20 protein-coding genes are annotated in these 23,414 nt (G+C 63.8%); 13 read left to right on the top strand and 7 right to left on the bottom strand.

From position 1 onward, the window contains the following. Window positions 1-131 precede the first annotated feature (131 nt). The 6 genes from X728_RS141185 to X728_RS141200 all read left to right on the top strand — a co-directional run bounded on the left by X728_RS141185 (window position 132) and on the right by X728_RS141200 (window position 4,875). Entirely contained in the window at window positions 132-1,526 is a 1,395-nt protein-coding gene (locus tag X728_RS141185) for a multicopper oxidase family protein (protein ID WP_023832766.1), read from the top strand. A gap of 152 nt (window positions 1,527-1,678) precedes the next feature. After that, complete coding sequence (locus X728_RS141190) at window positions 1,679-2,992, top strand: NAD(P)H-dependent oxidoreductase (RefSeq protein WP_023832765.1); 1,314 nt, start codon at window positions 1,679-1,681, stop codon at window positions 2,990-2,992. Between the two features lie 80 nt (window positions 2,993-3,072). Continuing rightward, window positions 3,073-3,315, top strand: coding sequence for a type II toxin-antitoxin system VapB family antitoxin (locus X728_RS141195; RefSeq protein WP_023669292.1), 243 nt, complete (start codon window positions 3,073-3,075; stop codon window positions 3,313-3,315). Beyond that, window positions 3,315-3,494 (top strand): type II toxin-antitoxin system VapC family toxin, encoded by a 180-nt coding sequence (locus X728_RS1000000172130; protein ID WP_245261319.1) that lies wholly within the window; start codon window positions 3,315-3,317, stop codon window positions 3,492-3,494. Before X728_RS141195 ends, X728_RS1000000172130 begins: the two co-directional genes overlap by 1 nt. Window positions 3,495-3,523: 29 nt before the next feature. Further along, complete coding sequence (locus tag X728_RS1000000172125; protein ID WP_280792065.1) at window positions 3,524-3,706, top strand: type II toxin-antitoxin system VapC family toxin; 183 nt, start codon at window positions 3,524-3,526, stop codon at window positions 3,704-3,706. A gap of 269 nt (window positions 3,707-3,975) precedes the next feature. After that, window positions 3,976-4,875, top strand: coding sequence for an MBL fold metallo-hydrolase (locus tag X728_RS141200; RefSeq protein WP_023832764.1), 900 nt, complete (start codon window positions 3,976-3,978; stop codon window positions 4,873-4,875). Window positions 4,876-4,897: 22 nt separating this feature from the next. On the opposite strand, the gene proC is transcribed toward X728_RS141200, so the two are convergent. From proC to X728_RS141215, 3 genes are all read right to left on the bottom strand, one after another. Then, window positions 4,898-5,713, bottom strand: coding sequence for a pyrroline-5-carboxylate reductase (gene proC / locus X728_RS141205; RefSeq protein ID WP_023832763.1), 816 nt, complete (start codon window positions 5,711-5,713; stop codon window positions 4,898-4,900). An 83-nt stretch (window positions 5,714-5,796) separates the two neighbouring features. Next, entirely contained in the window at window positions 5,797-7,116 is a 1,320-nt protein-coding gene (locus X728_RS141210) for an O-antigen ligase (protein ID WP_023746238.1), read from the bottom strand. Then, the gene (locus X728_RS141215) at window positions 7,085-8,083 is read right to left on the bottom strand and encodes a glycosyltransferase (protein ID WP_023692395.1); all 999 of its coding nucleotides are present in this window, start codon (window positions 8,081-8,083) and stop codon (window positions 7,085-7,087) included. The genes X728_RS141210 and X728_RS141215 overlap by 32 nt, the downstream gene beginning before the upstream one ends. 172 nt (window positions 8,084-8,255) lie before the next feature. Here X728_RS141215 and X728_RS141220 point away from each other — a divergent pair, with 172 nt between their 5' ends. Genes X728_RS141220 through X728_RS141230 form a run of 3 tightly spaced genes read left to right on the top strand, consistent with a single transcriptional unit; the run spans window position 8,256 to window position 11,139 of the window. After that, complete coding sequence (locus tag X728_RS141220) at window positions 8,256-9,428, top strand: glycosyltransferase family 4 protein (RefSeq protein WP_023832762.1); 1,173 nt, start codon at window positions 8,256-8,258, stop codon at window positions 9,426-9,428. After that, window positions 9,425-10,219, top strand: a complete 795-nt coding sequence (locus tag X728_RS141225; RefSeq protein ID WP_023715617.1) for a WecB/TagA/CpsF family glycosyltransferase — start codon at window positions 9,425-9,427, stop codon at window positions 10,217-10,219. The genes X728_RS141220 and X728_RS141225 overlap by 4 nt, the downstream gene beginning before the upstream one ends. Next, a complete protein-coding gene (locus tag X728_RS141230; RefSeq protein ID WP_023669299.1) occupies window positions 10,216-11,139 on the top strand; it encodes a DUF6492 family protein in 924 nt (307 codons plus the stop codon). The genes X728_RS141225 and X728_RS141230 overlap by 4 nt, the downstream gene beginning before the upstream one ends. Here the strand turns inward: X728_RS141230 and X728_RS141235 are convergent. Then, the gene (locus X728_RS141235) at window positions 11,136-12,431 is read right to left on the bottom strand and encodes a lipopolysaccharide biosynthesis protein (RefSeq protein WP_023669300.1); all 1,296 of its coding nucleotides are present in this window, start codon (window positions 12,429-12,431) and stop codon (window positions 11,136-11,138) included. The two genes, X728_RS141230 and X728_RS141235, sit on opposite strands and share 4 nt — an antisense overlap. 198 nt (window positions 12,432-12,629) lie before the next feature. Here X728_RS141235 and X728_RS141240 point away from each other — a divergent pair, with 198 nt between their 5' ends. From X728_RS141240 to X728_RS141255, 4 genes are all read left to right on the top strand, one after another. Next, window positions 12,630-14,918 carry a GumC family protein gene (locus X728_RS141240; RefSeq protein ID WP_023692390.1) on the top strand — a complete coding sequence of 763 codons (2,289 nt, stop codon included), beginning with the start codon at window positions 12,630-12,632 and terminating at the stop codon, window positions 14,916-14,918. 355 nt (window positions 14,919-15,273) lie between these two features. Beyond that, window positions 15,274-16,173, top strand: coding sequence for a bifunctional methylenetetrahydrofolate dehydrogenase/methenyltetrahydrofolate cyclohydrolase FolD (gene folD, locus X728_RS141245; RefSeq protein WP_023669302.1), 900 nt, complete (start codon window positions 15,274-15,276; stop codon window positions 16,171-16,173). A gap of 17 nt (window positions 16,174-16,190) precedes the next feature. Then, window positions 16,191-17,189, top strand: a complete 999-nt coding sequence (locus tag X728_RS141250) for a GlxA family transcriptional regulator (RefSeq protein WP_032888631.1) — start codon at window positions 16,191-16,193, stop codon at window positions 17,187-17,189. A 149-nt stretch (window positions 17,190-17,338) separates the two neighbouring features. Further along, entirely contained in the window at window positions 17,339-19,003 is a 1,665-nt protein-coding gene (locus X728_RS141255) for a VWA domain-containing protein (RefSeq protein WP_023832761.1), read from the top strand. A gap of 75 nt (window positions 19,004-19,078) precedes the next feature. Here X728_RS141255 and edd read toward each other — a convergent pair whose 3' ends face one another. From edd to zwf, 3 genes are all read right to left on the bottom strand, one after another. Continuing rightward, complete coding sequence (gene edd, locus X728_RS141260) at window positions 19,079-20,902, bottom strand: phosphogluconate dehydratase (protein ID WP_023832760.1); 1,824 nt, start codon at window positions 20,900-20,902, stop codon at window positions 19,079-19,081. A gap of 64 nt (window positions 20,903-20,966) precedes the next feature. Next, entirely contained in the window at window positions 20,967-21,683 is a 717-nt protein-coding gene (pgl, locus tag X728_RS141265) for a 6-phosphogluconolactonase (RefSeq protein WP_023669306.1), read from the bottom strand. After that, window positions 21,665-23,134 carry a glucose-6-phosphate dehydrogenase gene (gene zwf / locus X728_RS141270; protein ID WP_023681884.1) on the bottom strand — a complete coding sequence of 490 codons (1,470 nt, stop codon included), beginning with the start codon at window positions 23,132-23,134 and terminating at the stop codon, window positions 21,665-21,667. The genes pgl and zwf overlap by 19 nt, the downstream gene beginning before the upstream one ends. Window positions 23,135-23,414: the final 280 nt, after the last annotated feature.

Here is a 23,414-nt window from a genome sequence, read left to right as displayed (position 1 = left end):
CGCTGTTGCGCAAGCAGATGTCACCGGCTCGCCATGGCATGACAGAGATGCGATGTGGCAGTATCGGCTTGTGCGCCGGTCGCCACCCGTCATTCAGGACGACAGGTAATCATATTCCGTTGGAGCGCCAGATGACCCTATTCACCCGCCGCGGGCTTCTGAAAACGGCTGCGGTTGCCGGCGGTGGCGGCGTCGGGCTGGCAGCAATGACCAGGCTCAGCGGTTGGGCAGCTGTCACACCTGAGCCGGTGGTGCTCAAGACGGCAAAGATCCAGGCCAGGTTCATGGATGCGGGCGAGACCCGGGATGTCCTGACGTATGGTGAATCAGGCATGCCGCCTGTACTGCGGATGAAAAAAGGCGAGCCCTTTGCCGCGCGTCTCGTCAACGCCATCGACGACCCGACGACCATCCATTGGCACGGCATTCGCGTTCCAAACAAGATGGACGGTGTTCCCTTCCTAGTTCAGCCTTACGTCTATACCGGCGATCATTTCGACTACGCCTTCACGCCGCCCGACGCCGGCACGTTCTGGTATCACCCGCATTGCAACACGCTGGAGCAGATGGGCCATGGCCTCACCGGCGTGATCGTGGTCGAAAACCCCAACGATCCCAAATTCGACGCCGAGGCAATCGTCAATCTGCGCGACTGGCGCCTCGGCGACGACGCGCAGTTCATCCAGCAATTCCGGCCGCGCGATGCCGCAAAAACCGGAACCTATGGCACGGTGCGCACCGCCAACTGGCTCGACCAGCCGCAATTCGACGCGCCGGCCGGCGGGTTGGTGCGGCTGCGGGTCGCCATCACCGATGTCACCCGCATCTACGCGTTTCGCGTCGAGGGTGCGGAGGCCGCGGTCATCGCGCTCGACGGCAATCCGGTGCCGCAGCGTTTTGCGCCCGATGCCTTGCTGCTCGGACCGGGGCAGCGCATGGAGCTCGCCATCCGCATGCCTGACCAGGAGGGCGCGATCGTCAGCCTGGGCGACATCAGGGGCACCAAACCCAAGGTCCTCGCCACCTTGCGCGCCACCGGCAGCTCGCTCAAGCGCGACCTGCGCGACCTCGCACCGCTGGAAGCCAACCCGGTGCCGGAGGTGGATCTCGCCAGCGCGAAACACATCGCGCTCTCGCTCAGCGCCACGGCGGAAAACGTGCCGAGCGACAGCATATGCGGCACGCTAGGCTACTCCTTCTGGGCCATCAACAAGGTACCGTGGCCGGGCGACACGCCGGACCCGACCGCGCCTTTGGCCGAGCTGAAGCTCGGCAAAAGCTATGTCATCGACATGGAGAATTTGACGCCGCAATCGCATCCGATGCATATGCACGGCATGAGCTTCAAGGTGCTGTCGTCGTCGACACGCCAGGTTCAGCCGGTCATCTCCGACACCTATCTCATGCAGCCCAACGAGAAGGTTCAGCTCGGTTTCGTCGCGGACAATCCCGGCGACTGGCTGCTGCACTGCCACATCATCGAACATCAGAAAACCGGCATGACGAGCTATATCAGGGTGGTTTGACGCCGAGGCGGGTCAATCAGCCTCTACTGGGGTTGGCCTCACCTGCCGGGCCTGTTGCCGGAGAAATTGCCGCCGTCCGCTGGTTTCGTTGGCAAAGCGGGGCCGTTCCCTGCTATTCCCGCCTGCAATCAAGAAGCCGTGGACACGCTTGCATGACCAATGTCGCCCTGACCGGACTGGCCCGCGATCTCGCCAGGCGCGCCGCCGAGGGCCGCCCGGTGCGCATCGGCGTCATCGGCTCCGGCGAAATGGGCACCGACCTGGTCACGCAAGGCATGCTGATGCCCGGTATCGAGATCTGCGCCATCTCGACGCGGCGTCCGCACACGGCGCGCGACGCCATCCGCATCGCCTATGGCGACGAGGCGATGGCGGTCGAGGCCGACATGGGTTCGAAAGTCACCGCGGCGATCGAGGCCGGGAAAATCGCCATCACCTCGAACGAGATGCTGGTCACCAATCCGCTGATCGACGTCGTGATCGACGCCACCGGCAAGCCTGGTGTCGCCGCCGATTTCGACTTGAAGGCGATGGAGCACGGCAAGCACCTGGTGATGATGAATGTCGAGGCCGACGTCACGATCGGCTGCTACCTCAAGCAGCAGGCAGACCGGCTCGGCGTCGTCTATTCGGTCGGCGCCGGCGACGAGCCGTCGAGCTGCATGGAGCTGATCGAGTTTGCCTCCGCGCTCGGCTACACCATCGTCTCGGCTGGCAAGGGCAAGAACAACCCGCTCAACCACGATGCCGTTCCGGATGACTATCGCGAGGAAGCCCTTCGCCGCAACATGAACCCGCGCATGCTGGTCGAGTTCGTCGACGGCTCGAAAACCATGGTCGAGATGTGCGCCATCGCCAACGCCACCGGGCTGGTGCCCGATGTGCCGGGCATGCACGGGCCCAAGGCCGACCGCGACCAGCTGGCCAAGGTGCTGATACCGCGCGCCGATGGCGGCATCCTGTCGAAGAAGGGTGTTGTCGACTACACGATCGGCAAGGGTGTGGCGCCGGGCGTCTTCGTCATCGTCGAGGCGACGCATCCGCGCATCGTCGAGCGCATGGACGATCTGCATATCGGCCACGGCCCCTATTACAGCTTCTTCCGGCCCTACCATCTGACCTCGCTGGAAGTGCCGCTGACGGCAGCGCGTATCATGCTCTACGGCCGCCCCGACATGGTGCCGCTGCCGAAGCCGGTGGCCGAGGTCTGCGCGGTCGCCAAGCGCGATCTCGCCACGGGCGAGACCTTCGATGCCATCGGCGAGACTTGCTACCGCTCCTGGACCATGACCGTCGAAGAGGCGCGCGCCAATCTGGCAGTGCCGGTCGGCCTGCTCGAAGGCGGCAAGGTGCTGAAGCCGGTCAGGAAGGGCGAGCTCATCACCACCGACAACGCCACACCCGACCGCACGACCGGGCTGTTCGCTTTGCGCAAGCTGCAGGATGAGATGCTGTACGGGAGCTGAGATTGGATGACAGGCCAGTCGGGCTGGCCTTGTCATGACAACTCCCTATGTTGTAGTGGCACCGAACGGAGGCTTCCAGGATGAATCTCCAGATCAGAGACCCGCGCGCCCGTGACCTCGCCCGGCAGCTTGCCGAAAAGCGAAAGATTTCAATGACCGAGGCGGTGATCGAGGCGCTCGAATCCGAGCTTCAGCGCGAACGTGAAAGAGTTCCGCTGGCTGAGCGGCTGGCCGCCATATCGAACGATCTGAAGGCCAAGGCGGGAAGCGGCGGCAGGGATTTGACTAAGGATGAGATCGACGAGATGTGGGGACATTCCTGATGTTCATCGACACCTCGGTGGTGATCGCTGTCCTCGCCGGAGAGGAAGACGCCGCCGATTGGAGCCGCCGGATCGGGCAGGCCTCGATACGGATAACATCTCCGCTGGTCGTGCTCGAAGCGGCGATGCGGCTTTCGTCGAAGTTGGTGGTGGAGCCGCTCTCGCCGAAAGGGCAATAGGAGACTTCCTGCGCGAAGCCGCGATCGAGGTGGTTCCGATCGAAAGAGGTGATGCCAAGCTCGCGATCCAGGCTTTTTCGAACTATGGCAAAGGTCGCGGCCACCCGGCTCAGCTCAATCTCGCTGACTGCCTGTCATATGCCTCGGCAAAAAGCCGTGGGATGCCCTTGCTCTACAAAGGGAAAGACTTTTCCCACACCGATCTGGCCTGATCCTACTGCCCCAGTTCCACGATTCGGCCAGCAGCTTCGTCAGCCGCTCCCGCCCAGCAGGCCAAATGCTGCCGCGCTCGCGCCATGGGCTGTTGACCTGCTCGCGCAACACGCCTGATCATTGCGCTCGTGCTGACGACGCAGACCATCGGCTGCCATTGTATGATCCATTCATACAGTCTGTCTCTTTGATCCGGGTTTTTCAAACGATGCCGAGATGCCAATCTCGATCAGTTGAACCCCCATTGAGGATTGAAATCGTGCAAACCATTTGGACAAGACGCGAGGCGATGAAAACCCTTCTGGCAACGGGCATGGTTGCCATGCTTCAGCCTCTGGCTTTTGCAGCCAAGGCCGCCGCCAAGCTGAAATGGACCCATTTTCAGGCTGACGAGAATGGTTTCCGCCGCACGCCGGTGCTGCTGACCGGGGAAAAAGAAGCCATCCTCCTCGACGGCGGATTTACCCTGTCCGATGGCCGTGCGGTCGCGGATGCGATCAAGGCGACGGGCAAGACCCTGACGACGATCTATGTCAGTTGCAGCGACCCTGACTATTATTTTGGCCTCCGTCCCGTCGCGGATGCTTTCCCCGGCGCCAAGATCATCGCGGCCGGCGCAACGGTTGCGGCCATCAAAGCCAATGTGCAAGCCAAGCTGGATGTCTGGAGCCCACAGCTCAAGGACAATGGACCGAAGGTCCTGGCGGATGTCGTCATTCCCGAGGCTTCCGATATCACCTCACTTGAAATCGAAGGAAACAAGATCGAGATCGTCACCGTCGCCGATCTGAAAGACCGGCGGTATCTCTGGGTGCCCAGCCTTGAAGCGGTGTTCGGCGGCGTGCTGATCTCGTCCGGCGTACATGTCTGGGTTGCCGACGAGCCAACCGTAGACGACCGCAAGAAATGGATTGCCGCGCTCAACGAAATCGCGTCCCGCAAACCAAACATCGTGGTGCCGTCCCATCAGGTAGCCGGTGCACCGGACGGTCTGGCGGCCGTGGAATTCACCCGCGCCTACCTCGAAGCTTTCAATAAGGAAGCCGAAAAAGCGAAATCCAGCGTCGAGCTGATTGCAGCGATGAAGCGGCGCTATCCCGATCTTCTTGACGTCTCGTCCCTGGAACTGGGCGCAAAGGTCGCCAAGGGTGAGATGAAGTGGGGCTGATACGGCCCCGCGAGCGCCTCGGCTACTTCCCCAATTCCACCGACCGCAGCCGCGCGGCTTCCACCGCCTCGGTCAGCAGCTTCGTCAGCCGGTCTTCGCCCATCAGCACGGCAAGGGCGGCTGCCGTGGTTCCGTTGGGGCTGGTCACCTGCTGGCGCAGGACGCCGGGCTTCTCGCCGCTTTCGGCAGCGAGTGCAGCAGCGCCATAGACGGTCTGCATGGCCAGCAGCCTGGCGGTCTCGACCGGCAGCCCGGCCTTCTCGGCTGCAACCGTAAGCGCCTCGATGAAATGGAAGATGTAGGCCGGACCGGACCCCGAAACCGCCGTCACCGCGTCCATCAGGCCTTCGTCGTCGATCGTCGTCACCACACCGCTCGCCGACAGCAGCTCGGCAACGAAACGCCTGATGTCGTCGGTCACCAGCGGGTTGGAATAGACCACCATCATGCCCTTGCCGATCGCGGCCGGCGTGTTGGGCATGCAGCGGATAACAGGCGCGAGATGGCCGAGTATGTGCTCGAAGGTGGCGACCGGCGTGCCCGCGGCGATGCTGACGAAGGTGGTCCTGCCGTCGCCGAAGCGCTTGTAGGCGGCGGCGACGTCGCGGATCACCTGCGGCTTGACGGCGATGACGACGAGGTCGGGCTCTGCGTCGGCGGGGATCCCGTTCGCGTCCGCGGCGACACTGCAACCGAGGTGCTCGGCGCGCTTGCGCAATTCGGCATTGGGCTCGACCACGAACACGGCTTGCGGGGCAAGCTTGCCGGATTTCAGCCAGCCCGCAAGCATGGCGTAACCCATATTGCCGCAACCGGCGAGAACAAGCCTGATCGTCATTGAGAGCCCTCCGAGACAAGGGTTCTCCTTAGACGCTAGCGGGCAGACGGGAAAGCCCCTCAAGGGGTGCTCAGGCCAGCCGGTCAAGGTCGCCGGCGCACCGCGATCGGCCGCAGCGACACTTGCCGCAAGCCAAGCACGCCGAGCACGAAGAACAGCCACACCGGGTCGCCGCGATGGAAGAAGAAGCTTTCCAGGAACGCGTTCAGCGCCGTGAACAGCACCACCATCATGAAGAAGTCACCGAGATAGATGTTCTCCTTGCGCGGCGGGATGCGCATGTAGTCGCGCAGCGGCGCGATCACGAAAGTGTAGACGGCAACGCACAGCGCCGGGATGCCCATCAGCACCGCAATGTCGAGATAGCCGTCATGGCCATGCACGATGGTCCGGATGTCCCAGGCCCGGTCGAAGGGCTGGTCCTGACTGAGCAGCAGCGGCGTGCCCCAGAAACTTTCATAGCCGTAGCCGGTCCAGGGCTTCTTCGCCAGCATCTCGCCGGAGAACTCCCACAGCGTCGTGCGTCCGGTATAGGTGAGGTCGGGGAAATAGGTGGCCGCCAGCTCTTTCACCGGGGGGATGAAGACGATGCCTAAGGTACCGATGGCCGTCGCAATGATCGCCAGTGCAAACAGGATCGGCGTGCCGAACCGCATGCCGATCAGGCCCGGCAGCACGACGATCAGGATCGAGAACGGCACCAGGCCGGCCGTCGTCTTGGAGCCGGTGTGCAGCATGAAGATCATCGCCGCGCCGAAGATCGCCACGCCCCAGAACTTCTGGCCGCGCCGGAAGAGATAGAGGCCGGCGAAGCTGAAGCAGGCCATGATTGGTCCGGCAATGTTCTTGTGGGCGAACACACCACGCCACAGGCCGGCATGTTCGGGCTCCTGCGAATCGGCCGTATGCAGGGCCTCATGCGGAAAGACGATGAGGCCGATATAGGACAGGCCGATAACGACGATCGCGCAGAATATGATGACTTTCGAAAAACTGTCGGCGTCGCGCGGCAGCACCAGGACCGTCGCTATCGTCAGAACGCCAAGCAGCGTGAAGAAGGCCGCGCGCATGGCCGAGGACGGGTCGGTCGCGTTGATGACCGAAAGCATGAAAAAGCCGAGCATCAGGATCCAGGACGGGCTGAGCAGCGAGCGCACCATCTTGGGGTCGGCGAACGTCAGCAGTGAGAAGGTCGAAATGGCGCCGAGCGAACTGAAGCCGAGCTGGTTGACGATGTCGCCGCCGTCGCCGGTCAGTTCCGCGCCTGCCGGCTGAAACGGCCGGAACGACACGATGACGACGGCAAACAACAGCGCGGCAATCGCCGTCGCCACGCCGTCGCGGGTGACGATGCCGCCCAGCAGCAGCTCGTCAGTTCTTCTCAGGCTGCCTGTATTGCTCATTGGCGTATCCGAATTCGGCAAGCACGCGGCCGAGCGAGACATAGACGGGGTAAAGCGCCGTCGACAGCGATCCTGTCCGCGCCAATTTGATTGCGCCGCGCACGGGCGAGGCTATCAGCAGCGCCAGGCTTTTTGCAAACACCTTGGCGCCGGCGAATGGCGTGCCGGCGCGCTTCTTCTTTTCGACCAGCGTCGAGATTACACCGTTGCGTAAGGATCGGGCGCGGATCCAGTCAGCCTCGACGCGCCGGGCCGGAACGCCTTCGCGCACCTTTGCCTCGGCGCACCAGCCAAGCACGAAACCTTTCTGCGCCGAGCGGCTGAGGAAGTCGGAATCGCCGCCGCCCATGAAGTTGAACCGCAGGTCGAGGAAGGGTGGCCCCATGATGGTGAGCACATTGCGCCCGACCAGAAGGTTGCCCGAGGAATAGAGTGCGGCCACGCGCCCGGTCTGGCGATAGGGCGGCGCAAACACCGGGTGCTCGGCCCATTTGGCGTGAGCAGGATCGGTAAACACCGGCACTTGCGGGCCACCGACAATGTCGGCGCCAAGCGTCTCCGCCGTCCTGCACATGCGCTCCAGCCAGTCCGCGTCGGCGATCTCGTCATCGTCGATGACCAGCAGGTGGCGGAAATCCGGAAAATGCAGGATCGCCGTCTGCCAGCCAGCATTGTAGGCACTGCAATTGCCCCGCTCATGCGCGATGATGACCATGCCCTTCATATCGTCGCGTTCGAACAGCGGCACGGCCGCCTGGGCGCCCTCACGCGCCTCGGCCTCGTTTTCGATGACGATGACGGCGAAGCGCCGGCTGGTTTGCTGTGCCTTGAGCGACGCCAGCGTTTCGAGCAGCAGTTGCGGCCGCTTGAAGGTCGGCAGCGTGACGACGGCTTCCATCGTCTCTGCGGCGAGCCCCGGAGAGCGTCCCGCAATCGAAACCGAACCGTCCGATGGCAAAGGGATCATCCGCTCCAGCCGCATGTTTTGAATCTGGCTTTCGATAACACCGCGACGATAACGTTTCGTTAATCACCTTTCGCAGCGGCGCCTGCCGGTCCGCGCCTTTCAGCCGTTGCGTTGCGTGATTTAATCAAGGGTTCACCCAGCTTTGCTAGTGGCTGACGCCTGGATAGGTGAGATGCATCTGCTGTTCGCCACATCGATCGTGCCCGACGGCGCTCTCGCTTCGGGCTATGAGATCGCCAATGCTGCGATCATCGCCGCCTTGCGGCGCGCCGGCGTGCGCGTCACCGTCATTGGCTTCATCTGGCCGGGCAAGGCGCCCAGCGACCCCGAAAACACCTTCGTGCTCGGCGCCGTCGACGTGCGCACGGAAAGCGCCTCGGCGCGGCAGAAGCTCGCCTGGCTTGGCAAGGCGGTGCTGTCAGGGCTCACCTTCGCTTCCGTGAAGCTGCGCGCGGTTTCCGACAGCGAAGTCCGTGCCGCGATCGAGCGCGCCGGTCCCTTCGACGGCTATGTCCTGAATTCGGTGCAGTTCGCCGGCGCCTTTGAAAAACTGTTCGCCGACCGTCCCTCGATTTTCGTCGCCCACAATGTCGAACATGGTTCGGCCAAAGAGAATGCGGCAGCAGCAAACAGTCGCTTCCAGCGCCTGCTGTTTGCCCGCGAGGCCAGGCTGCTCAAGACCATGGAGGAGCGGCTCTGCCGCCGGGCTCGCTTCGTCTTCACGCTGGCCGAGGAAGACCGCGCCGCACTCGGCGTTGCCAGCGACGACCGCTCGGCGGTGCTGCCGCTGGTGACCACTGCCACGGCGCCAAAGCCGGTCAAGCCGCGCCGCATCGATTGCGACGCGGCGCTGATCGGCACCTGGACCTGGCAGCCGAACCGCATCGGCCTCGACTGGTTCCTGGAAAAAGTCGTGCCGCATCTTCGCCGGAGCTTTCGCATCAGGGTCGCCGGCAACATGCCGTCGGATATCACCTCTGCCCATCCCGGTGTCGAATTTGTCGGCCGCGTGCCCGACGCCCAGGATTTCGTGCGCGGCGCCGCCGTCATCCCACTGATCAGAACCGCGGGCAGCGGCGTTCAGCTCAAGACCATCGAAACCTTCGAACTCGGCCTGCCGTCGGTCGCCACCAGCCGTTCGCTGCGCGGCATCGATCATCGCCCGGCAAATTGTTTCGTCACCGACGATCCGGCCGCCTTCGCCGGCGCGCTGGAGGCAGCGGCGGCCGATGTCAGGGATGTCGATGGCAGCGCCTTCCATCGCCGGCAGATCAAGGCACTGGATGCCGCCATCAGGCTCGGCCTGGAAAAGCTCGGGCCGGTGGGGGAGGAGGTGTTTGCATGAACATGCACACCGCCCGCGCCGCCTTCGGGCTCGATACGCTGAAGACGATCCTTGGCATTTCGGTCCTTGCCATCGGCTGGGATGACGCGATCGCGCTGCTCACTCGTCTGATTGCCGAGCGGCGCTTCACCAAGGTCAGTTTTCTCAACGCTCACAACGCCAACATCGCCTCTACCGATCCGGTCTTTGCCGAGGCGCTCGACGATTTCCTCATCCTGCCTGACGGCGTTGGCGTCGATCTGGCGGCAAAGCTGCTCTACGGCGCGCCGTTCCCGGACAATCTCAACGGCACTGATCTCATTCCGGCCTTTCTGCAGGCATCGGCGAGGCCGCTGACCGTCGGGTTGCTTGGCGCCACCCGCGCCAACGCCGAGGCGGCGTCGGTCAGGCTAGCCGCTCTGGCGGTGCAGCACGAATTCGTCGTCATCCATGACGGCTATTTCTCCCCCGCCGAAGAGCAGGCGATCGTCGATCGCATCGAGGCATTGCGGCCCGACGTGCTGCTTGTGGCCATGGGCGTGCCGCGCCAGGAATTGTGGATCGCCCGTCATATCGATGCCCGCCACTGCACGCTGCCGATCGCCGTCGGCGCGCTGCTCGATTTTCTCTCCGGCACGGTGCCGCGGGCGCCTCTGTGGATGCGCCAGCTGAGGCTCGAATGGTTGTTCCGTCTGTGCATCGAGCCCGGCCGGCTGTGGCGCCGCTACGTCGTCGGCAATCCGGTGTTCCTGCTGCGTGTCGTCAGGCAGAAATTCTCGCGTCGGCCCGAGCCCGCCGGAGAGTTGCGGTGAACAGCCGCGTCGTGCCGAGCCCTGCAGCCGAGACCGGTGCCCTGCCGCAAACGCCGACGGCGGCGGTGGTGACCGCCAGCTATGCGCCGGATTTCGAACGCTGCCGCCTGTTGTGCGAGACCCTCGACCGCCATGTCTCCGGCTTGGCGCATCATTACATTCTGGTCGAGCACCGCGACGTGGCGCTGTTTCGCCAGTTGGAAAACGACCGCCGCAGCGTTGTCGACGAGCGCGACCTGCTGCCGCGCTGGCTGCGTGTGTTCGACGATCCGATGAGCCTCTTTCGCCGTCGCATCTGGCTCAGTCTCAAGACCCAGCCGCTGCGCGGCTGGCATGTGCAGCAGCTGCGCCGCATCGCCATCGCTGCGCATGCTGGAGAAGACGTGCTGGTCTTCTGCGATTCCGACGTCGCCTTCCTCAAGCCATTCGATCTGAGCGCCTTCTGGCGCGACGGCAAGGTGCGGCTGTTCCGGCGCGACGGCGTGCTGTCGAGCGACGGTCACGACGAGCATCGCATCTGGTCGCGCAATGCGGCCTCGGCGATTGGTATCGATGCATCCGAGGTTTCGAACCACGACTATATTTCGACGCTGATCGCCTGGCGCCGTCAGACCGTGACGGCGATGTGCGCCGAGATCGAGAAGGTGCACGCGCGCGGCTGGGTCGAGGTCATCGCTTCAGTGCGCCGGTTCTCCGAATGCATGATCTATGGCCGCTATGTCGACGATGTGCTGGGGGGCGCCGGCCATTTCCACGGCTCGGAGGAATTCTGCCGCGTGCACTGGACCGGGGAGGCGCTGTCGGATGACGAATTCCGCAGCTTCGTCGCCGCTATGGCACCGGGGCAGGTGGCGATCGGCATGCAATCCTTCATCGGCACCGATATCGGCCGCATCCGCCGCCTGATCGGATTGGCTTAGATTGCCTTGGCGGGCTTGCGCAGCGCCGAATAGGTTAGCAGCGCCGAGGCGAGATAGAGCAGCAGGAAGACGACATTGAGCGATACGACAAGCCTGGGCGTGTCGGCAATCGTGGTCAGCACATAGGTCAACAGCACCGCCTTCAGCCCCGCCAGCAGGCCGAGGTTGAGCGCCCTGAGCGCGGTCTGGCCGCGCGCGAACAGCAGCTCGGCCTGGTATTCGACCAGGTTGCGCAGTCCCGGCACGCCGATTGCCAACGCCACCAAGGGCGCCGCCTCGGCGACATTCCGGCCAAGTGCATTGGGGAAGAAATGCAGCACGATGCCGAGTGCGGCCAGTGCCAATGTCGACACCAGGAACACGCCGGCTTCGATACCGCTCTTGACCCGCAGTCGCGACAACAGCTCCGGCGCCCGCATCATCCTCTGCACCAGCATCATCGAGAAGGTGCGGATCGGGATTGCCGTCAGGTCGACCAGCCGCATGATGATGGCATAGATGCCGGCCAGATGCGGCCCGCCGATCGCCAGCACGAGCAGCTTGTCGAATTCCGACTGCAGGTAGAACAGCACTTCGGCTCCTGCAACATAGATCGAATCGGCAAGCCGCCTGAGATAGAGCTCGGTGCGCAGCCTCAGCCGCTGGCGTGGATAATAGAAGCCGAAGGCCAGCAGCAGCGAGGCGGCGTTGGCGCCGATGTAGAACAACGACCAGATCCAGACGCTGTGCTGGCCCGATAGCATGAACAGCACGGCGCCCAGCGCGCGGAACGCCGTGGCCACGATCGACAGCACGGCGGCGCGGCCGAATTTGCCGAGCCCGTTGTTGACGATCAGCACCACCTCGACCGGCCGCCACAAAAGCGCCTCTGCAAAGACGATTGCGGCAAAGACGGCCAGCGGAACGGTGCTGGCGAAGAAGATCAGGTAGACGCCCCAGGAGGCCGCCGCCAGCAGTGGTAAGGACACGGCGCCAAGCAAAAGGAAGCCGGCGGTGAAGGTGCCGATCAGATTGGGGCGGATGGTGGCTGTGCGGTAAAGCGCCGAGATGAAGCCGAAAGCGAGGATGCGCGACAGCATGACGCCGGCCGCCGAGGCGGTGGCGAACATGCCGAACTCGGCAATCGACAGCGTGTTGGCAAGTGCGATGAAATAGGCAAGCGAGAACACCAGCCGCCCGCCGGCGCCGCTGATGGCTGAAAGATAGTCGCGAACCAGCCCCCGTCTTTCGGCGAGGAAGGTGCCGATGCGGGCGAGTGTCCGCCTTTGCGGTATGTCGCTGGCCTGCGTCATATCGAGGAAAGCCGTAAGCCGCAAAGCTTAACGTGCGGTTCTGACGCCATTTTACAGATCCCGGCAATGCGTGGCGAAGCGAGAAACTTTCACTTGCAGACTTCGGAAATTAACCTTTTGTTTCCCATGCCTGTTTAGCGTGACTTAACGATTGGCCGACCGCCGCTCCTGCGCCGTCGAAGGTAAAGTTTCGAGACAATGGTCGACAGGGAAAACCGTGAAGACTGGAGGCGCGAGCGCTCCCTCCTGGCGCTCGGCAAAGCCGTGCGCGGCGATGAGGCGGCGGATGCGTCGGCGGTCTCGATCGGTGACCGGGTGGATCCGTCATGGCGCGAGGACGCCGCCACGCGTCACCGCATAGCCCGCTCGCAACGCGAGGCGCGGTCGAATCCGGCGCCAACGTCACCGCCCGAGCCGCCGCAGTTCCAGGCCGACGGCGAACCCGTTTCGGCCGCCAGCGCGCGTGAGGAGCCTGTTTCCGGCCGGCGTCAGCAGCACGCCGCCTATGAGCTCCGCTCTTTCCACGAGCAGCGACCGGACCGCGACGACGATGACGGGCAGGAATGGAAGCCGCTGATCGATCCGCTCCAGGTCGTCCGCGGCATTAGTCGTTCCAAGTTGCTGATCGTCTCGACTACGATATTGGGCACGGTGCTCGGCGTCGCCGTCGCCGTTTCGACACCGAAGAAATACGAAGCCACCACACAGATGGTCATCGAGCCAGGCGACCTGAAGCTTTCCGACAACGATCTCACCCAACCGGTCGGGCAGCCCGATGCGGCGCTGGCTGTTGTCGAAACCCGCATCAAGATGGTGACATCCGGCAAGGTCCTCGACAAGGTCGTGGCCGATCTCAATCTCGTCGACGATCCGGAATTCAACGGACAGGGCTCTGGCGGCCTTGGCGTCCTGTCGCTCATTCGCTCGATACTGTCGCGCCAGGATGGCCCTGGCGGCGGCGGTGAAGTGCGCCGCCAGGCGCTGGCGGTCGGCAATCTGGCCAAGAGCCTGTCGGTTGAGCGCAGCGGCAAGAGCTTTGTCGTTTCCATCAGCGCCACCACTCAAAGCGCCGACAAATCGGCGAAGATAGCCAATACGACCAGGGACGTTTTCCAGCAGGAGGCGGCCCAATACCAGTTCGGGATGGCCGGGCGCGCGACGGACCAGCTGACGGCCAAGCTCGATGACCTGCGCAAGAATGTCGAGACAGCGGAGCGCAAGGTCGAGGATTTCAGGGCCACGCATGATCTCGTCGACGCGCAGGGCCATCTGATCAGCGACGACCAGATGCTGAAGCTCAACGAGCAGCTCTCAGTCACCCGGGCCCGTACGCTGGAACTCAATGCCCGGGCCGCGTCGGCGCGTTCGCTGGACGTCAATTCGGTCATCAACGGCACCTTGCCGGAAGAAATCAATTCCAACACGATGAGCGAACTGCGCGCGCAATATGCAGTTTTGAAGCAGGAGGCCGACCGCGCCGCCGTGCGTCTGGGACCGCGTCATCCCGAATACCAGGCGCTCAACGCCCAGCTCGACGGCTCGCGCGAGCGCATCGCAGGCGAACTGCGCCGCATCGCCTCGTCGCTGCAGGTCGATTTGAAGCGCTCGGTTCAGCTTGAGCAGGATCTCGCTTCCCGCCTGGCTCAGGCAAAGGTCCAGAGCGGCGACGTCAACAGCGATCTGGTCAGCCTGCGCGAACTGGAGCGTGACGCCACGGCCAAACGCTCCGTCTACGAACAGTACCTTCTGCGCGCCAAGGAGACCGGCGAACAGCAAAACATCAACACCACCAACATCAATCTGATGACCCCCGCGCAACCGCCGCTCGAACCCAACGGACCGTCGCGGGCTGTAATAGCGATGGCCGGCCTGCTGCTCGGGCTTGCTTCGGGCATCGGTGTCGGCGCCATGCGCGGCGCCTTTGCCAGCCTGCGCGGCGCTGCCAATTCGCGTTCGCGCGGCAGAATGGACGAGCGCCCCCCTCCGGTCGAGGACAAGGTCTATCGCGCGCCGCTGCCTGTGGCGCCGCCACCGGCAGCACCTCCGGTGTTGCCGACCGCGGCCGCTCCCGCCCGGAGCCCAGGTCTGTTCGACGGACTGTTCTCGGCGATGCGCAAAGCCGCGCCGGGTAGCGGGACGTCAGGCGAACCCGTCGAGACCTACCGCGCCCAACCAGCCGCCGAATATACAAGGCCGGTGCAGGAGCCTGTGGGCTATCGCCAGCCGGACTTCCGGAACGAGGTTCCGCACGCCAATTCCCCTGCGCAGCAGCCTGGCTACGCGCAGCCTCGTCAGCCGGCTGACTATGCCTATTCGCAGGCTCAGCCGATGCCCGCGGCGTCCGGGCCGTGGTCTTCTCCGCAGCCCGCTGGGGCGGCGCCGGAAGACCAGCAGGCGCAAATCGACGATATCCGCGCCAGCCTGCGCGAATTTCGCGAAGCGGTGCGCGAACTCACCGAAAGCCGTTCGCACCGCCGCTATTTCTGAGCAATTCCAGGAAAAGTGTGAAACGGTTTTCCCGGGAAAAGCGCGTAGCGCGCTTTCCCTTGGGAATTGCGTCAAAACAAGAAATAGAGCGGTTCAGCCTTTCCGTGAAAGGATGAGTCGCTCTGAGCCCGTCAGCACAGAATAAAAGCTGCCGGTTTCGAGTTTACGGCATGTGACGGCGCTTTGACGGGATTGCTTAGGCCAAATTTCGTGACAATGCCGCGCAGCATGGCGCCCAAAAAACGCTGCCGTCGGGCTTTACCCGAATGGGCGGAACGTTTGGAACAACGACATGCACGAAGCAACGTTCAAGGCGCGCGCCGCGCCTTGGCTGGAATGATGTCGAGGATGGTTCATGGCCGAAGTGATTGACGGAAAGATCGTCGCCGCAGACGTGGTTCAGAAGGTCAAGGCCTTGACCGAGGACCTGGTCGCCAAGGGAAAGGCCCAGCCCGGCTTGGCGGTGGTCATCGTCGGCGAGGATCCGGCAAGCCAGGTCTATGTCGCGTCGAAGTCGCGCACCGCCAAGGAATGCGGCTTTCATTCGCTGCAGCACACACTGCCGGCCGACACGTCCGAAGCGGCACTGCTGAAGATCATCGGCGAACTCAACGCCGATCCGGCCATCAACGGCATTCTGGTGCAGCTGCCGCTTCCCGCCCATATCGATGCCGGCAAGATCATCCAGGCCATCGCGCCACAAAAGGATGTCGACGGCTTTCATTTCATCAATGTCGGCAAGCTCGGCACCGGCGAACTCGAAACAGCCTTCGTGCCCTGCACGCCGGCTGGCTCCATGCTTTTGATCGAACGCGTGCGCGGCAAGGATCTTTCCGGCCTCAACGCGGTCGTCGTCGGCCGCTCCAACATCGTCGGCAAGCCGATGGCAAATCTGTTGCTTGCCGCCAACTGCACCGTCACCATTGCCCACAGCCGCACCAAGGATCTGCCGGCGCTGGCCCGCACAGCCGACATTCTGGTTGCCGCCGTCGGCCGGCCCGAAATGATCAAGGGCGACTGGGTCAAACCCGGCGCCACCGTGATCGATGTCGGGATTAACCGCATTGCCGCACCCGAGAAAGGCGAAGGCAAAACCCGCCTCGTCGGCGATGTAGCCTATGCCGAAGCGGCCAAGGCCGCCGGCGCCATCACCCCCGTGCCCGGCGGTGTCGGACCGATGACCATTGCCATGCTGATGGCCAATACGTTAGCCTCAGCCTACCTTGCGGCCGGCTTGAAGCGGCCTTCCTTCTGACCCAGAAAGCAGCTTCTTTGCCGAACCTTACTATTCCCTCTGAACGGCCGGTCGTGGATGATCCCGTTCAAGGGGGCCGGCAATTCGCGTTCCTGCTGGTCGACAAGTTTTCGATGTTTTCGTTGGCAGCGGCGATCGATACCTTCCGCTCGGCCAACCGCCTGCTCGGCCGCGATTTCTATGGCTGGACGACGGTCTCGGCCGACGGCGATCCCGTCATGGCCTCCAACGGCCTGCCGCTCAAGATCGACTATGCCGTCGCCGATTTGCCGCCGGTCGATATCCTGTTCGTGTCGGTGGGCCTGTCGGTCGAGTTCCCCGGCAAGAGCAAGGTGCTGGCGGCGCTGCGCAGCTGGGGCCGGCGCGGCAATGCGCTCGGCGCGCTGTCGGTGGGCTCTTACCTCCTGGCCGAAGCCGGTCAGCTCGAAGGTTATCGCTGCACCATCCATTGGGAAAACCGCGCCGGCTTCGTCGAGCGCTTTCCCGACATCAATTGCACCGGCAACGTCTTCGAGATCGACCGCAAGCGCTACACATGCGCCGGCGGCACCACCTCGATCGACCTGATGCTGGAGATCGTGCGTGGCGACTTCGGCTCGAACCTCGCCAACGGCGTTGCCAACCAGTTCCAGCATGAGCGCATCCGCTCCGCCGGCGACCGCCAGCGCGTCGGGCCGGAGCGCGACCTGACCGGCAAGTCGGAGAAGCTAAGGCGCATCGTCGAACTGATGGCCGACCATCTCGACGAGCCGCTATCAGCCGTGCAGCTTGCCAAATCGGCGGGCCTGTCGGTGCGCCAGGTCGAGCGCTTGTTCCTGCGCCATTTGAGCGTCACGCCCGGTCGTTACTACATGCGGCTCAGGCTTGAGCGGGCGCGCGAACTGCTGCGCCAGACCAACATGCCGATCCTCGACGTGGCCATTGCCACCGGCTTTACCTCGCACTCCTATTTCGCGCAGAGCTATCGGCTGCAGTTCGGCCGTCCGCCTTCCGAAGAGCGGCGCACCACGTACTGACGCGGTGCTGAGCCGGCCTCGGAACAGGCCTCGGCCGGCGCCGATCCTGTTACACGGCAACCGTTCGTAACCCGCTCCGGGGCTTGTGCCCGGACGCGCCGTCAAATAGCTTCCGGCGCGGATCAGAGGGCGGTCTCAAGGAGATTTCCATGGCGGGACTTTTGCGGAGCGTCGCTGCGGCGCTGCTCCTTTTGTCGATGACTTCGCTCGGCTTTGCCGCCAACAAGGTCATCATCATTCTTGACGCTTCGGGCTCGATGTGGGCCCAGATCGACGGCAAGCCGAAGCTCGAGATCGCGCGCGAATCGCTGAGGACCGTGCTGCAGTCGGTCCCGGGCGACGACGAGATCGGCTTCATGGCCTATGGCCACCGCGAAAAGGGCAGCTGCGACGACATCGAACTGATCGTGCCGCCGCAAGCCGGCTCGGCTAGCGCCATTTCGGCCGCTGCCGACAGCCTGAAATTCCTCGGCAAGACGCCGCTGACCGCAGCCGTCAAGCAGGCGGCCGAAGCTCTGAAATACACCGAGGACAAGGCGACCGTGGTCCTCATCACCGATGGGCTTGAAACCTGCGAAGGTGACCCGTGCGCGCTGGGCAAGGAACTGGAGGCCTCAGGCGTCGATTTCACAGTCGACGTCGTCGGCTTCGGCCTGACCGCTGACGAGGGCAAGCAGATCGCCTGCCTTGCCGACAACACCGGCGGCAAATATATCCAGGCCTCGGACGAGAAGGCGCTGCAGGAAGCACTGGTCGAAACCGTCGCCGCGCCGGCTCCGGCACCTGAACCCGCACCGGCGCCAGCCCCAGCTCCAGCCCCTGAACCGGCAAAGCCCGAATTCAATTTCATCCCGAGCGTGGTCATGGCCGAAGGCGGCGATCCGATCACCGACGGCAATGCCTGGGAGGTCTACAAGGCCAAGGCCGATGGCACGCACGGCGAGGCCGTCACCACCCAGTACAACAACTACGAGGCCAATCTCGAGCCGGGCGACTATGTCGTCGTCGCGCGCGCCGACGAAGCTCGGGCGGAACAGAAGGTCAAGATCGAGGCGGGCCAGGTCTACAAGCCGCTCTTCACCTTGAACGCCGGCACCATGCTCATCCATCCGAAGCCAAGCCAGGGCGCCGAGATCAGTGACGAAGCCCATGTCGATTTCGCCTTCCCGGGCGGCAGCACCACCCACTATGGCGACACCAGGATCATCGTGCCGGCTGGTGAGCAGAAGGTGACGGTTGCGATCGGCAGCGGCTCGGTGACCGAGAACATCCAGCTCGCCGCCGGGCAGACTGTGGAAAAAGACATAGTCGTCGGCGTCGGCCATGCCGCCGTCAACGCCTACTACACTGCAGGCGGCGACAAGGCCGACTCCTCGGGCATCAGCGTCCAGATCGTCAAGGCCAAGAAAAAGATCGACGGCTCGCGTGACGATGTCGCCCACTCCTATGGGCCCGACAGCAAGTTCTGGCTGCCGCCGGACGACTATGTCGCGGTCACCTCGCTTGAGCTCGCAACCGTCGAGCAGCCTTTCAGCGTCAAGGTTGGCGACGTCAAGGACGTCAAGGTGACGCTCGATGCCGGCGTGCTGGTGATGTCGGCGCCGGGCGCCTATTCGATCGAGGTGCTGTCGTCGAAGAAGGATATCCAGGGCAACCGCAAGGCGCTCGGCCTGAACTATGGCGACACCTGGCAGCAGACTATCCCGGCCGGCGACTATGTCGTCCTCCGCCACATGTCCGATCAAGGCCATGACAAGGAAATGCCGGTGACGGTCAAGGCCGGCGAACGGAGCGAGATTACGGTTCAGCCGTAATCGCCATCCATCCCTCACCAAAGGGCGGCCTCAAACCGAGCTCGAGCCGCCCTTTTTACAAAATAGGCAATCTGGTCAGGCTGCTCCGAAAGCACTGGCGCCATGGTCGGCGCGGCCGACCAGCTGGCGGAAACCGGCGAACAGCTCGCGGCCGAAACCGAACTCGTTGCCGATGAGATCGATGTCGGCCGTGCGGCGCAGCGCGAGCTCGGGCCCCGGCACCAGCACTTCCAGCGTGCCGGCATCGGCGTCGAGCCGGATGATGTCGCCGTCATGGATCCTGGCGATCGGCCCTTCCTCGACCGCTTCCGGCGTTACATGGATCGCCGCCGGCACCTTGCCGGAAGCGCCAGACATGCGCCCGTCCGTGACCAGCGCGACGCGCTGGCCACGATCCTGCAGGACGCCGAGCACGGTGGTCAGCTTGTGCAGTTCCGGCATGCCGTTTGCCTTCGGGCCCTGGAAGCGGATGACGGCGATGAAGTCGCCGGTCAGCGTGCCGGCCTTGAAGGCTTCGTTCAGTCCCTGCTGGCTGTCGAACACCTTGGCCGGCGCCTCGATGACGCGGCGTTCCGGCTTCACGGCGGACGTCTTGATGACGGCGTGGCCGAGATTGCCGGCGAGCACTTTCAGGCCGCCGGTCGGCTGGAAGGCCTTCTTGAACGGCGCCAGCACCTTCTCGTCGCCGCTCTGCAGCGGCGAGGCTTCACGCACGACGCCGCCATCTTCGCCGAGCCGGGCCTCGACCGCATAGGGCCTCAGGCCTTCGCCCCATACCGTCTGCACATCCTCATGCAGGATGCCTTCGTCGAGCAATTCGCGGATCAGGAAGCCGAGCCCGCCGGCGGCATGGAAATGGTTCACGTCGGCAAGCCCGTTCGGATAGACGCGCGCGAGAAGCGGCACCGCTTCCGACAGGTCGGAAATGTCCTGCCAGGTAAGCGTGATGCCGGCCGCCGCGGCCATGGCGATGAGATGGATGGTGTGGTTGGTAGAGCCGCCGGTGGTGTGCAGGCCGACGACGCCATTGACGAAAGAGCGCTCGTCGATCATGCGGCCGACCGGCGTGTAGGCGTTGCCGAGCGCGGTGATCGCCAGGGCTCGCCTGGTCGCCTCGCGCGTCAGCGCGTCGCGCAGCGGCGTGCCTGGATTGACGAAGGACGCGCCGGGCGTATGCAGGCCCATGATCTCCATCAGCATCTGGTTGGAATTGGCGGTGCCATAGAACGTGCAGGTGCCCGGCCCGTGATAGGATTTGGACTCCGCTTCGAGCAGTTCTGCGCGTCCGGCCTTGCCCTCGGCATAGAGCTGGCGGACCTTGGCCTTCTCGTCATTGGGGAGGCCCGTCGTCATCGGCCCTGCCGGCACGAACACCGCCGGCAGATGGCCAAAGGTGAGGGCTGCAATCACCAGCCCCGGCACGATCTTGTCGCAGACGCCGAGATAGACGGCGGCGTCGAACATGTTGTGCGACAGGCCGATCGCCGCCGACATGGCGATCACGTCGCGCGAAAACAGCGACAGCTCCATGCCGGGCTGTCCCTGGGTCACGCCGTCGCACATGGCGGGCACGCCGCCGGCCACTTGCGCGATGCCGCCAACTTCCTTCGCGGCTTCCTTGATCAGCGCCGGGAAGGTTTCGAAGGGCTGATGCGCCGACAGCATGTCATTGTAGGAGGTTATGATGCCGAGGTTCGGCACCTTGTCGGCGCCGAGCGCCAGCTTTTCAGACGGGCTGCAGACGGCAAAGCCATGCGCGAGGTTGCCGCAAGACAGGACGCCCCGGTTGGCGGTGCGGCTGGACGCCTCGGCGATGCGGCCGAGATAGCGCTCGCGGCCGGCTTTCGAGCGTTGGCGGATGCGTTCCGTGATGGCTTCGATGTCGCGTCTGGCTGTCATGGTCGGTCCTTTCGAGCCCCGGAAGAACGTCCTCCACCGTCTGCCGGGACTACTTTGCGTGAAATCAGGGTGCCCAGAACACCTCTACCGGGGTGGGTGCCGCTTCGAGCACTTTGCGGATGGGCTTTTTCGCACCCGGTCCCATCGCACCGTCGAAGGCGGTGCGCTTGTCCTCGCCTTCTATATGCAGCGCGATGAAGCCGGCGTCGACGATCCGCGCCAGCGGCAGCGTCAACCGGGGTTCGCCGGCGCTTGCCGCGTGAACCGGCAGCACGATCCTTGATGAGGCCGGGTCGAGCAAATCGCCGAGATTCTCGGCGTCGGGAAAGAACGAGGCGGTGTGGCCGTCGCCGCCCATGCCGAGCACGACGACATCGAGGGGCCAGGGCAGAGCCTTCAGCGCCGCATCGTCGGCCGCCGCGGCGGTCTCGATGCTTGCCGCCTCATGGTAGAGCGGCACGAAGTGCGCGGCAGCCGCCTTGTTCTGCAGCAGGTTGGCCGCGACCAGCCCCGCATTCGAGCGCGGCGAGGAGGCCGGCACGAACCGTTCGTCGACCAGCGTCACCGTCACCTTGTTCCAGGCGATCGGAATGGCCGAAAGTGCTGCAAAGAACTTTGCCGGCGTGGTGCCGCCGGAAACGGCAAGCAGGGCCGTGCCGCGCTCGTCGATGGCCTTGGTCAGGCGCGCCGCGACATTGCCGGCAAGGGCTGCCGCCAGATCCTGGCGCCCGGCAAAGCCGTTCCAGTTATAGACGGGCTCGCTCAATTGCTTTCGTGCCATGTCCGCCCGTCGCGTTCGATCAGCGCAATCGAGGCCGAGGGACCCCATGTGCCGGCCGTATAGCCTTGCGCCTCCTGCCTGGCGCTTTCCCAGGCGTTCTGGATCGGGTCGATCCACTTCCATGCCGCCTCGACTTCGTCGCGGCGCATGAACAGCGTCTGGTTGCCGCGGATAACATCCATGATCAGCCGTTCATAGGCGTCCGGCGCGCGGCCGTCGAAAGATGTTGCAAAGCTCATGTCGAGCGGGATCTGGCGCAGCCGCATGCCGCCCGGGCCTGGATCCTTGATCATGATGAACTGCTTGACGCCTTCGTCGGGCTGCAGCCGGATCACCAGTTGGTTGGCTGAGATCGGCCCGGCGCTGTCGCCGAAGATCGAATGCGGGATCGGCTTGAACTCGATGACGATTTCCGAAACGCGGGTCGCCAGCCTTTTTCCGGTCCTGAGATAGAATGGCACGCCGGCCCAGCGCCAATTGCCGATCTCAGCCTTGATGGCGACGAAAGTCTCCGTGGAGCTGTCTTTGCCAAGTTCCTCGACATAGCCTTTCACCGCGCCGCCTGCAGAGGCGCCGGCGCGGTATTGGCCGCGCACGGTGTGCTTGGGTGCCTCATTGCCGTTGATGCGCTTCAGCGCCCGCAGCACCTTCAGCTTCTCGTCGCGCACGGCATCGGCATCCATCGACGATGGCGCCTCCATGGCAACCAGGCAGAGCAACTGCAGCATGTGGTTCTGCACCATGTCGCGCAGCGCGCCGGCCTTGTCGTAGTAGGTGACGCGGTCTTCAAGACCGACGGTCTCGGCCACCGTGATCTGCACATGGTCGATATGGGCAGAATTCCAAAGCGGCTCATAGAGCGCGTTGGCAAAGCGCAGCGCCATCAGGTTCTGCACCGTCTCCTTTCCGAGATAGTGGTCGATGCGGAAGATCTGGCTTTCGTGGAAGTCGTCTCCAACCACGTCGTTGAGCTTGCGCGCCGAATCGAGGTCGCGGCCGATCGGCTTCTCCAGCACGATGCGCGAATTCGGCGTGATGAGATTGTGGGCTTTCAGCTGGTGCGAGATGTCGCCGAACAGCGCCGGCGCAACCGCCAGATAGAAAGCGCGAATGCGGTCGCTTTCGCCGATCGCCTTTTTCAGCTTGTCGAAGCCGGCACCCGTCGTCGCGTCGGCCGACACGTAGGACAGCCGGGCAAGGAATGTCTTGAGTTCCTCGGCGTCGATGTCGGCCGGCTTCACATGCTGGGAGATCGCCTGCTTGGCGAAAGCCTGGAATTCCTCGTCGCTCATTTTCGAGCGCGAGGTGCCGATGATGCGGGTCGGCTCGGAAAACTGGTGGTCGCGCTGGCGGTGGTAGAGCGAGGGAAGCAGCTTGCGTTCCGACAGGTCGCCGGTGCCGCCGAAAATGATGAAGTCGAAAGGATCGACGGGAATGATCTGGCTGGTCATGGTCTGTCCGCTTTGACGCCGCTCGCTGTGACGCGGCAGGATATAATCTAATCGATTTAAACTATCCAGTGCCATGGTGTCACATCGAGGCCAAATCACTGCATATTGATTCGCTCCAAATGTGCCTTGACACTGGCTGCCACCCGGAGGCTTTTCGTCAAGCGATGGTCCCGGGGCTTTCGCGCCTGCAACATAAAGCGGGAATGTGACGAAAGCTAATGCGTGTCGCCCAGAAGTGCGAAGCGGTTCTGGGAGACAGACACGCATCAAACAAAAAGGA

Origin of the sequence: Mesorhizobium sp. L103C119B0 (assembly GCF_000502235.1) — a bacterium.
In the GTDB taxonomy this organism is placed as follows: Bacteria; Pseudomonadota; Alphaproteobacteria; order Rhizobiales; family Rhizobiaceae; genus Mesorhizobium.
Note: the sequence above shows the minus strand (reverse complement) of the source record. Positions and strands in the feature narration are given on the sequence as shown.